The organism is Acinetobacter sp. 226-1 (genome assembly GCF_030329325.1).
In the GTDB taxonomy this organism is placed as follows: domain Bacteria; phylum Pseudomonadota; class Gammaproteobacteria; order Pseudomonadales; family Moraxellaceae; genus Acinetobacter; species Acinetobacter sichuanensis.
Window position 1 is genome coordinate 144,189 of record NZ_JACANU010000001.1, and the last position, 11,343, is coordinate 155,531.

9 protein-coding genes and 1 pseudogene are annotated in these 11,343 nt (G+C 41.1%); all 10 read left to right on the forward strand.

The genetic code is table 11. The features are described 5' to 3' along the window. Position 1: 1 nt before the first annotated feature. A complete protein-coding gene (gene nuoG / locus HX124_RS00700; protein WP_286381641.1) occupies positions 2-2,686 on the forward strand; it encodes an NADH-quinone oxidoreductase subunit NuoG in 2,685 nt (894 codons plus the stop codon). Between the two features lie 3 nt (positions 2,687-2,689). Beyond that, positions 2,690-3,703 carry an NADH-quinone oxidoreductase subunit NuoH gene (gene nuoH / locus HX124_RS00705; RefSeq protein WP_107009478.1) on the forward strand — a complete coding sequence of 338 codons (1,014 nt, stop codon included), beginning with the start codon at positions 2,690-2,692 and terminating at the stop codon, positions 3,701-3,703. An 18-nt stretch (positions 3,704-3,721) separates the two neighbouring features. Then, positions 3,722-4,264, forward strand: coding sequence for an NADH-quinone oxidoreductase subunit NuoI (nuoI, locus tag HX124_RS00710; protein WP_107009477.1), 543 nt, complete (start codon positions 3,722-3,724; stop codon positions 4,262-4,264). Continuing rightward, positions 4,264-4,782 (forward strand): NADH-quinone oxidoreductase subunit J, encoded by a 519-nt coding sequence (gene nuoJ, locus HX124_RS00715; protein ID WP_171405158.1) that lies wholly within the window; start codon positions 4,264-4,266, stop codon positions 4,780-4,782. The genes nuoI and nuoJ overlap by 1 nt, the downstream gene beginning before the upstream one ends. Beyond that, positions 4,782-5,090, forward strand: a complete 309-nt coding sequence (nuoK, locus tag HX124_RS00720; RefSeq protein ID WP_065993679.1) for an NADH-quinone oxidoreductase subunit NuoK — start codon at positions 4,782-4,784, stop codon at positions 5,088-5,090. The genes nuoJ and nuoK overlap by 1 nt, the downstream gene beginning before the upstream one ends. Further along, a complete protein-coding gene (gene nuoL / locus HX124_RS00725) occupies positions 5,087-6,979 on the forward strand; it encodes an NADH-quinone oxidoreductase subunit L (protein WP_286381642.1) in 1,893 nt (630 codons plus the stop codon). Before nuoK ends, nuoL begins: the two co-directional genes overlap by 4 nt. Positions 6,980-6,986: 7 nt before the next feature. Then, positions 6,987-8,591, forward strand: a complete 1,605-nt coding sequence (gene nuoM, locus HX124_RS00730; RefSeq protein WP_171405157.1) for an NADH-quinone oxidoreductase subunit M — start codon at positions 6,987-6,989, stop codon at positions 8,589-8,591. A gap of 2 nt (positions 8,592-8,593) precedes the next feature. Beyond that, a complete protein-coding gene (gene nuoN, locus HX124_RS00735; protein ID WP_107009473.1) occupies positions 8,594-10,090 on the forward strand; it encodes an NADH-quinone oxidoreductase subunit NuoN in 1,497 nt (498 codons plus the stop codon). A gap of 121 nt (positions 10,091-10,211) precedes the next feature. Continuing rightward, the gene (upp, locus tag HX124_RS00740; protein ID WP_107009472.1) at positions 10,212-10,847 is read left to right on the forward strand and encodes a uracil phosphoribosyltransferase; all 636 of its coding nucleotides are present in this window, start codon (positions 10,212-10,214) and stop codon (positions 10,845-10,847) included. Positions 10,848-10,924: 77 nt separating this feature from the next. Beyond that, positions 10,925-11,343, forward strand: a pseudogene (locus HX124_RS00745) (hypothetical protein); the annotation flags it as partial.

Genomic DNA, 11,343 nt, shown 5'->3' on the forward strand with positions numbered 1-11,343 from the left:
TATGGCTACAATTCATGTCGATGGAAAATCGTACGAAGTCAATGGTTCGGAAAACTTGCTACAAGCATGTTTGAGCCTTGGCATCGACATCCCATATTTTTGTTGGCATCCATCCTTAGGTTCTGTTGGTTCTTGCCGTCAGTGTGCTGTGACTCAATATGCGAATCCCGAAGATACTCGTGGTCGCTTGGTCATGTCATGTATGACGCCTGCGTCTGACAATACCTATATTTCGATTGAAGACAAAGAAGCAAAAGATTTCCGTGAATCTATCGTGGAATTTTTGATGACCAATCACCCACATGACTGTCCAGTCTGTGAAGAGGGTGGTCACTGTCATCTTCAAGATATGACTGTGATGACGCAACACGATCGTCGTCGCTATCGTTTTACTAAACGTACGCATTATAACCAAGAGTTGGGTTCATTTATTTCACATGAAATGAACCGTTGTATCGCATGTTACCGTTGTGTTCGTTACTACAACGATTATGCGGGCGGTACAGACTTCGGTGTGTATGCCAACGCATCACGTGTTTACTTTGGTCGTCCAGAATCAGGGACTTTAGAATCAGAATTCTCTGGTAACTTGACAGAAGTGTGTCCAACAGGAGTATTCACCGACAAAACACATTCTGCACGTTATAACCGTAAATGGGACATGCAGTATGCGCCAAGCGTATGCCAAGGCTGTTCTTCAGGTTGTAACATTTCACCGGGTGAACGCTATGGTGAGTTACGTCGTGTAGAAAACCGTTTCAACGGTGAAGTAAACCAATACTTCCTTTGTGATAAAGGTCGTTTCGGTACAGGTTATGTCAACCGTGAAGATCGTCCACGTCAACCACAATTCCGTAATGGCGCTGATGTACAAACTGTTTCTGTCGATACAGCTTTGGATTCTGTGATTGCCAATGTTCAAGGTAAAAAAGTCTTGGGTATTGGTTCTCCACGTGCATCACTTGAATCAAACTTCGCATTACGTGAGTTGGTTGGTCAAGAGAACTATTCAACAGGTCTGTCTCAAAAAGAGCAAAACTTGGTTGAATTGGCTGCATCAATCATGCAAACAGAGGGTGTTTATAACCCGAATATGCGTGAAATCGAAAGCTATGATGCAGTATTGATCTTAGGTGAAGACTTAACGCAAACTGCGCCACGTATGGCATTGTCTGTTCGTCAGGCGGCGAAAAACAAAGCCAAAGAAATGGCGGCAGAACGTCGTACGCAAGAATGGCTGGCAGAACCTGTTAAACGTATTGGCCAAGATGCAAAATCTCCGATTTATATCTTAGCTGCGACGCAAACACGTCTTGCTGATGTTGCGACAGGTGAAGTGGTTGCTTCTCCAAACGACATTGCGCGTTTAGGTTTTGCAATTGCTGCGGGTGTGAAAGGTGAAGCGATTCTTGGTTTGGATGATGATGCGAAAGCATTTGCACAAACCATTGCTGATACTTTAAAAGCTGCGAAAAAACCACTCATCATCTCTGGTACAAGCTTACAAGACGCTGCAATCATGGAAGCTGCTGCACAAGTTGCACAGAATCTTGGTTCAACAGCAGGCTTAACATTGACTGTTCCTGAAGTGAACTCAATGGGCTTGGCATTGTTTGGTGGTTTAAGTTTAGAACAAGCGTTTGCACAAGATTATGACTCAGTCATCATCATGGAAAATGACTTATTCCGTCGTTTACCTGCTGCACAAGTTCAAGCGGCATTAGACAAAGCGCAAAGCGTAATTGTATTGGATCATTCAGAAACTGAAACTGTAAAAGCTGCGGATGTTGTTTTATCTGCTGCAAGTTTCGCTGAAGGTGACGGTACAGTGGTTTCACAAGAAGGACGTGCACAACGTTTCTATCAAGTGTATGACCCAAGCTATTACAAACCTGAACTTGCGATCAAAGAGTCTTGGCGTTGGTTACATGCCATTGAAACGGGTGTGAAAGGTAAAGCGATTTCTTGGACATTGCTCGACGACGTGATTGAAAGCGTTGTAAACAATGTACCTGCACTACAAGCCATTCAAGATGTTGCGCCTGATGCAGGTTACCGTATTCATGGCTTGAAAATTGCGCGTGAACCACGTCGTTACTCAGGTCGTACTGCGATGCGTGCGCCACTTAATGTTCATGAGCCAAAACAACCTGTAGATAAAGATTCAGCATTAACGTTCTCTATGGAAGGTTATGTCGGTAATCAGACACCTGCAGCATTGGTTCCATTTGCATGGGCACCAGGTTGGAACTCTCCACAATCTTGGAATAAATATCAAGATGAAGTGGGTGGTCATTTAAAAGGTGGTGATTCTGGCGTACGTTTATTTGATCGTTTACCGAAACGTCCAGTACGTAGCTATGTTGCACCAACAGCAGTTGTGGCAAACCCAGACAGCTTCCGTTTAGTGCCAATGCACCATATTTTTGCTTCTGGTGAATTCACTGTGAAAACAGCTGCAATGGAATCGCGTATTCCTGAAGCAATGTTTGCTGTGGGTGAGCAAGATGCAGCACGCTTGAATGTGCAAGATGGTCAGAAACTGACTGTGAAAGCAGGTGAAACAACCATTAGTCTGCCAGTTCAAGTGATTGAATATTTACCTACAGGTTATATCGGATATCCAGTTGGACAAGCGCCGACCGTTTCTCTTGCAGAGCCTGTATCTGTGGCGGTAGGAGTGTAATTCATGAACGAAACTTTACGCGCCCTCCCGACATGGGCACAAGATTGGCCAATCGCTTATAGCGTGATCCAAGCGATTGTGATCTTGTTGGTCGTTGTGTTGCTTGCTGCTTTGATGTCTTTTATTGAGCGTCGTTTACTAGGCTTATGGCAAGACCGTTATGGTCCAAACCGTGTAGGTCCAGGCGGGATGTTCCAGATCGTTGCGGACATGCTCAAAATCATGTTCAAAGAAGACTGGACACCAAAATTTGTAGACAAATTAACATTCCGTTTAGCACCAGCAGTTGCAATGGCAACTGCGGTACTTTCGTTCATGGTTATTCCTGTTTCACCTTATTTAGGTGTTGCAGACATGAGCATCAGCTTATTGTTCTTTATGGCAATGGCAGGTATCGCAGTGTATGCCGTGTTATTTGGTGGTTGGTCTTCGAATAACAAATACGCGTTACTTGGTGGTTTACGTTCTGCTGCTCAAACGATTTCTTATGAAGTTTTCTTAGGGATTTCGTTAATGGGTGTAGTTGCGATTGCGGGTTCATTCAACTTGCGTGACATTGTAGAAGCACAACGTGATGTCTGGTTTGTGATTCCTCAGTTCATTGGTTTCATGATCTTCGTGGTTGCAGGTGTTGCGGTGACGCATCGTCATCCATTTGACCAACCAGAAGCTGAGCAAGAATTGGCTGAAGGTTACCATGTCGAGTACGGTGGTATGAAATGGGGGATGTTCTTCGTTGCTGAATACGTCAACATCATCTTAATTTCTGCATTGATCGTGACTTTATTCTTTGGTGGTTGGTTAGCACCGTTTAACTTAAACATTCCATTCATCCCAGATGCGTTCTGGTTCATTATCAAAACAGCATTCTTTGTGATGATGTTTGTCTTGGCTCGTGGTTCTTTAATGCGTCCACGTTATGACCAAGTGATGAACTTTGGTTGGAAGGTGTGTTTGCCGCTTGCAGTGGTCAACCTTTTGGTGACTGGCGCTGTGATTTTGATGAATCAAGCCTAGGACAGCAGGGAGTACAAAATGTATAAAATTCTAGCTGGCGTAGGATCAATCGTTCGTTCATTGTGGATGGTGTTTAGCCATGCGACTCGTCCACGTGATACGATTTTGTATCCAGAAGTACCAGCCGAACAAATCGTACCTCCACGCTACCGTGGTCGTATCGTATTAACACGTGACCCAGATGGCGAAGAGCGTTGTGTTGCGTGTAACTTATGTGCGGTTGCATGTCCTGTTGGCTGTATCTCATTACAGAAAGCGGAGAAAGAAGACGGACGTTGGTATCCTGAATTTTTCCGTATCAACTTCTCACGTTGCATTTTCTGCGGTATGTGTGAAGAAGCTTGTCCAACCACAGCAATCCAACTTACACCTGATTTCGAGTTAGGTGAATATGTACGTCAAGATCTAGTCTATGAGAAAGAAAACTTACTCATTTCTGGACCTGGTAAATACCCTGACTACAACTTCTATCGTGTAACAGGTATGAGCATTGACGGTAAAGAGAAAGGTCAAGCGCAACGTGAAAGCGCACCTGTTGATGTACGGAGCTTATTACCATGATGTGGCCATTTTATTTAATGGCTCTCGTGGCCATTGTTTCTACGGTTCGTGTTGTGACTAACACAAATCCAGTACATGCTTTACTGAGTCTGATTGTCTCTTTACTTGCAGTTTCAGGTATTTTCTTAACGATTGGAGCGCCATTTGCTGCTGCATTAGAGATTATTGTCTATGCAGGTGCGATCATGGTGTTGTTCGTATTCGTGGTGATGATGCTCAATCTTGGTCAACATACTGTTGAGCAAGAGCGTAAATGGTTATCTTCAGGTGCGTGGGCTTATCCTGCACTTATGAGTTTCTTGGTCGGTTTATGTTTGGTTTGGATGCTTTCTTCTGACTATACACAATCTACTTTAGTTTTAGGTACACAAGTTGTGGGTCCTAAAGCGATTGGTCAAGCACTCTTTACACATTACTTACTATTGGTTGAAGTAGCCGCAATGTTATTGCTTGCAGCATTGGTTGCAGCATTCCACTTAGGTAAACGTGAACCAAGTGCAGAAGAGGGGCAAGAATAATGGGCAATATCCCTTTAGAGCATGGTTTGATTGTTGCGTCTATTCTTTTTGCACTGGGCTTTTACGGTGTAATGGTACGTCGCAACTTACTATTTATGTTAATGAGCCTTGAAATCATGATGAATGCAGCTGCGCTTGCATTTGTCGTGGCAGGAAGTGCTTGGGTACAACCTGATGGTCAAATTATGTTTATCTTAATTTTGACCCTTGCTGCGGCAGAGGCGTGTATCGGTCTTGCGATCGTCCTTCAGTTCTATCATCGCTTCCATCACTTGGATGTAGATGCTGCTAGTGAGATGCGCGGATGAGCTATTTATATTTAACAATTTTATTTCCGCTCATTGGTTTTATCCTTTTAGCGGCAGGGCGTAATAAACTCCCTGAAAATGTGGCTGCGATTATTGGTGCGGGTTCTGTTGGTTTATCAGCATTATTTGCATTGATCAGCGGTATGGCATTTATCAACAGCGGTGAGCCTGTCTATGTTCAAAACTTATGGACATGGTTCAATGTTGGTGGTTTTGCTCCTGGTGTTACTTTAAGTTTAGATGGCTTGTCATTATTAATGATGGGCATGATCACAGGTGTAGGTTTCCTTATTCACATTTTCGCGACCTGGTATATGCGCGGTGAAGAAGACTTTGCACGTTTCTTCTCTTATTTCAACCTATTCGTAGCAAGCATGCTTGTGTTGGTATTGGGTGATAACTTAGCGTTATTATTCTTAGGTTGGGAAGGTGTTGGTCTGTGTTCTTACCTACTTATTGGTTATTACTACCAAAACCCTGCAAATGGTTTTGCTGCAATCAAAGCATTCACAGTAACACGTGTAGGTGATGTATTCTTACTCATCGCAATGTTCTTGCTTTTCCAACAGTTTGGTACTTTACATATTGGTACCATCGTTGCGAATGCTTCTCAAGTTTTAGCGCTTGACCATAATCTTGCGCTTTGGACTTCATTGATGTTGTTCTTAGGTGCTGCGGGTAAATCTGCACAAATTCCATTACAAACATGGTTAGCAGATGCAATGGCTGGTCCTACACCAGTATCTGCATTGATCCACGCTGCAACAATGGTAACAGCAGGTGTTTACCTGTGCTGCCGTATGTTCACTGTGTTTGAAATGACACCTGAAATTATGCAATTCATTGCGATTACAGGTGCAGTAACATTATTGGTTGCTGGTTTTGCTGCATTGGTGCAAACCGACATCAAACGTATTCTTGCTTACTCAACAATGAGTCAGCTCGGTTATATGTTTATGGCTGTAGGTGCTGAAGCTTATCAAGTAGGTCTATTCCATATGCTTTCTCACGCATTCTTCAAGGCATTATTATTCTTGTCTTCTGGTGCAGTGATCTTGGCTTATCATCACGAACAAAACATTTTCAAAATGGGTGGTTTGTTCTACAAAAACAAATTCTTATTTGCTTGTTTCGCCATCGGTGGTGGTGCGCTTGCAGCGATTCCATTCGTGACGATCGGCTTCTTCTCTAAAGATGCAATCTTGGGTGCAGTTTGGGTTCAAGGTCAATCAATTGCGACATTTGGTTGGTTGTATTGGGTTGGTGTTGCTGGTGCATTCTTAACGTCTATTTATACATTCCGCTTAATTTGGGTTGTATTCTTCGGCAAAGAAAATACACCTTATCACGAGATCAAAGGTGCGACTTATTGGTTACCTTTAGGGATCTTGGCGGTACTTTCTACAGGTTTGGCTTATTTCTTAAAAGCACCAGTAGAAAAAGCGTTAACAGCAGCTCAAATTCCTGTATTCAATGTACCAACTGAAGCGTTGATGCATGGTATGCATTCTGCTGAATATACAGCAGTGGGTATTGCACTTGCTGGTTTAGTCGTGGGTGTAGTCTTGTTTGCATTTGCATATCAAGCGGTAAAAGGCTTTGCTGCAACTTCATTTGGTGCAGGTTTAGCGAATATTTGTCGTAATGCTTTTGGATTCGATTCGTTATATAACCTTGTATTTGTTCAACCTTACTTACTTATTGCAAAAATCTTAGGTCGTGATCCAATTGATGGTTTATGGCTGGTATTACCTGCGATTGTAAAAGGTGGTAACAAGTTTACAAGTACCCGTCAAACAGGTTCATTACGTGAATATGCATCAAGTATGTCACTCGGTGTAGTGGTATTGCTGATGATCTTGATCGTGATTCAGGTAGTGGGGAAATAAGATGGAAATCACAAACAATTGGATTTTACCCGCATTAATTCTTGTACCTTTTATTGCAGGTTTTATTTGCTGGTTAGTCGATAAGCTCGATGACCATTTGCCTCGTTACATTGCATTAGTTGGTATGCTCATTACTTTGGGCTTAACAGGTGTGCTTTGGAGTCAAGGTGGCTTCACATATGAGCTGGGACAGCAAGTTCCAGCTTGGGCAGCACAATTTCAAGTTGAATGGATTAAATCTTTAGGGATTAATATCCATTTGGCAATAGATGGTCTTTCACTTCTTATGGTGGGCTTAACTGCATTACTTGGTGTACTTGCAGTAGGTTGTTCATGGGGTGAAATTCAAAAGAACGTTGGTTTCTTCCACTTAAACCTTTTATGGTCTTTAGGTGGGGTAATCGGTGTATTCCTTGCAATTGATTTGTTCTTGTTCTTCTTCTTCTGGGAGATGATGCTTGTACCAATCTATTTCTTGATCGCACTTTGGGGTCATAAAGGCGCAGATGGTAAATCACGTGTTTATGCTGCAACTAAGTTCTTCATCTATACACAAGTTGCAGGTCTAATCATGCTTGTTGGTATTCTAGGTCTTGTGATCTATGGATACATGATGTCAGGTACGATTGGCTTTGACTACTACTACTTAATGGCTGTTGCACGTACTTTAGATGCACAAGCACCTCATATTGCTTATGCGTTAATGATTTGTATGTTCATCGGCTTTGCAGTAAAACTGCCAGTTTTCCCATTACATGGTTGGTTACCAGATGCCCATGCACAAGCACCTACAGCAGGTTCTGTAGACTTAGCAGGTATCTTAATTAAAACTGCGGCATATGGTTTACTTCGTTTTGTTATTCCATTCTTCCCAGCAGCATCTGCACAATTTGCAGATATTGCCATCATCTTTGGTTTAATTGGTGTGTTCTACGGCGCCATCTGTGCTTTCCAACAAACAGATATGAAACGCTTACTTGCGTACACATCTATTTCGCACATGGGCTTCGTGTTACTTGCACTTTATGCAGGTAATATCCTGACCTTCCAAGGTCTTATGATCATGATGTTGGCTCATGGTTTATCTTCTGCTGCATTGTTCATTATGTGTGGTCAAGTGTATGAGCGTTTACATACACGTGATTTACGTTTGATGGGTGGTATTCGTGGTCAATTCCAATATTTACCATTCTTCTTAATGTTCTTTATTGCAGCTTTAGTGGGTATTCCTGGTCTAGGTAACTTTATTGGTGAATTCCTGATTTTGATGGGTTCATTTGGTAAATTCCCAACATTTACGATTATTGCTGCGATTAGTTTAGTGTTTGCAGGTTTATATGGTTTGATTCTGATCCATAAAGCTTTGTTTGGTACACCAAACGAAGAGCAGAAAAAACACTATGCTACACCGTTAAAAGATTTGAATGTACGTGAAATTGGTCTTTTGCTCATTTGTGCGCTTGGTTTGGTTTGGTTAGGTATCTACCCACAAACTTTCTTGGATGTTTCAAATTCAAGTATGGCATGGATTGCAAATAGCTATATTCCTGTTCAAGAAGTCGTTGAAGCAGCTCAACAAGTTGTTTCTCAAACAAATGTGGAGATCCAATAGTCATGAACTTCACAATGTCATTTTCGGATCTCATGCCTTTGGCACCTGTCATGATCGTCGCATTAACTGCGGTCGTGGTGATGATCTTAACTGCAATCAAACGTAATCATAATTTGATTGCAACAGCATCTGTTGTAGGTTTAAACCTTGCAGCACTTGATATTTTGATTATGATGTTTGGTGGTGATTTTGCACCATCAAATGTGATGGGCATGTTTATGGTTGATCCATTTACATTGTTCTATCAATTACTTGCTATTGTTGCTGCTTTGGCATGTTGTACTTTAGCGCATGCTTATATTGAAACTTATAAAGACAATCGTGAAGAACTTTATATTTTAATGTTGATCTCTGTTGCAGGGGCAATGTTAATGGTAGCAAGTTCACACTTTGCATCGTTCTTTATTAGCTTAGAATTAATGTCAATTCCAGTATATGGTTTATTGGCATATACACATCAACGTGCAAAATCGTTGGAAGCAGGGATTAAGTATTTAGTTCTTTCTGCAACCGCTTCTGCAATGTTGTTGATGGGTATGGCATATGTTTATGCATATACAGGTTCATTATCATTCTATGATGCTGTGCCTGCATTATTCCAAGCAATTCAACAGCCAATGGTTGTGTTAGGTTTAGGTCTGATTATTTTTGCAATCGGTTTTAAACTTTCACTTGCACCATTCCACAAATGGACACCTGATGTTTATCAAGGTGCGCCAGCGCCAATCGCAACATTCTTGGCAACTGTGGCTAAAGTTGCAACAATTGGTTTATTGGTACGTTATATTTTGACTTCTGGTGCAATCTTAGTCCCATCAATTGTAACGATCATTACCATTCTTGCTGTACTTTCAATTTTGGTCGGTAACTTCCTTGCTGTGCGTCAAGTCAACTTAAAACGTATTTTAGGTTACTCTTCAATTGCACATTTTGGTTATTTATTGATTGCATTAGTAAGTACATCATATGCAAGTTTAGGCAGTGTTACGGTTTATATTGCGACCTATACATTAACAACAATTGGTGCATTTGGTGCCGTGGCATTAATGTCGAGTCCATATAACAATGTGGATGAAGCTGAATCACTTGCTGATTATCGTGGTTTGTTCTGGCGTCGTCCTGTATTAACTGCAACATTAACTGTGATGATGTTGTCACTTGCAGGTATTCCATTAACAGCTGGCTTTATTGGTAAGTTCTTGGTTGTAATGTCTGCTGTAACAGCACAGCATTGGTTCTTGGCTGCTATGATTATTGTGGGTAGTGGTATTGGTTTATACTATTATTTACGTGTGATGGTTGTGATGTATATGACACCACCTGAAACTCCTCGTATTGATGCCGCTGATCATTGGGGGCAAAAAGTGGGTGGTTTGATGGTACTTGGTGCGGCTGCTTTAGTTTTAATTATTGGTGTCTATCCAGATCCATTAATTGACTTGGCACTTAAATCTGAGATTTTGTCACCAATTCATATGATGATGAGCCAACAGCAATAATTTATAAAAACGATTAGCAGTAACAAAAAAAGCCCTCAAACACTGAGGGCTTTTCTTATATCTTATATAAAAAACATTTATAATAGTGGAAATTTATTGTTCTCTTTTTAGGTGTTCTCCCGTGCCCATTCAAGAAATTCGCCATCCACTTATTCGCCATAAATTGGGTTTGTTACGTCGTGCAGATATAAGTACGAAGAATTTTCGTGAACTTGCGCAAGAAGTTACTATGTTGCTTACTTATGAAGCGACAAAAGACCTGCCTGTATGTGACCATGAAATTGATGGCTGGAATGGTAAAGTTGTTGTAGATCGTATCGTTGGTAAAAAAATTACAGTTGTCCCTATTTTACGTGCTGGTATTGGGATGTTGGATGGATTTTTAAACTTGATTCCAAGTGCTAAAGTTTCTGTGCTTGGCTTAGAACGTGATGAAGAAACACTAGAAGCACGTACATATTATAAAAAACTTGTTCCTGATGTACAAAACCGTTTAGCAATGATCATTGACCCAATGCTTGCGACAGGTTCATCTTTGGTTGCGGCTATTGATGTATTGAAAGCGAGTGGCTGTAAAGATATTCGTGTCATGGTTTTAGTTGCTGCACCTGAAGGCATTCAACGTGTGGAAACTGCACACCCAGATGTAACCATATTTACTGCTTCAATAGATGAAGGTTTAAATGAAAATGGTTATATTGTTCCGGGTCTTGGCGATGCTGGAGATAAAATCTTTGGTAGTGTGCAAAAAGATTAAAATTTAGTAGTATTAAAAGGAAGCTCTCGGGCTTCCTTTTTTATTTTAAATTATTATAAAAACTAGAGAATTCATATATGTTCTATAAGGGGATCGTGGTTCAATATGATGCTGTAGATCAGTCAGGCTGTATTGAATTAGTCAAAGACCAACGTATTGTTTATTTTCATGTATCTGATTTTCCAAACGCAGAGATACAGCCACAATTAAATGAGCGGATTAAATGCTTGGTTGTTGAGAGTGAAGACAGCTTAAAAGCAAATTGTATTGTTCGTTTAGATATTAAAAATTCAGTACAAAAAGTAGATCCATATACTGAATTATTGGCTGAAATGAATAAAGCTCAATCTAAGCGATTGAGTCGAAAATCTGTTTTGACACGATTACGATTGCTAAATGATACGGAAATAAGACATCCTTCTGTGGAATCTGTGGAATCTGTGGAATCTGTGGAATCTGTGGAATCTGTGGAATCTGTGGAATCTGTGGAATCTGT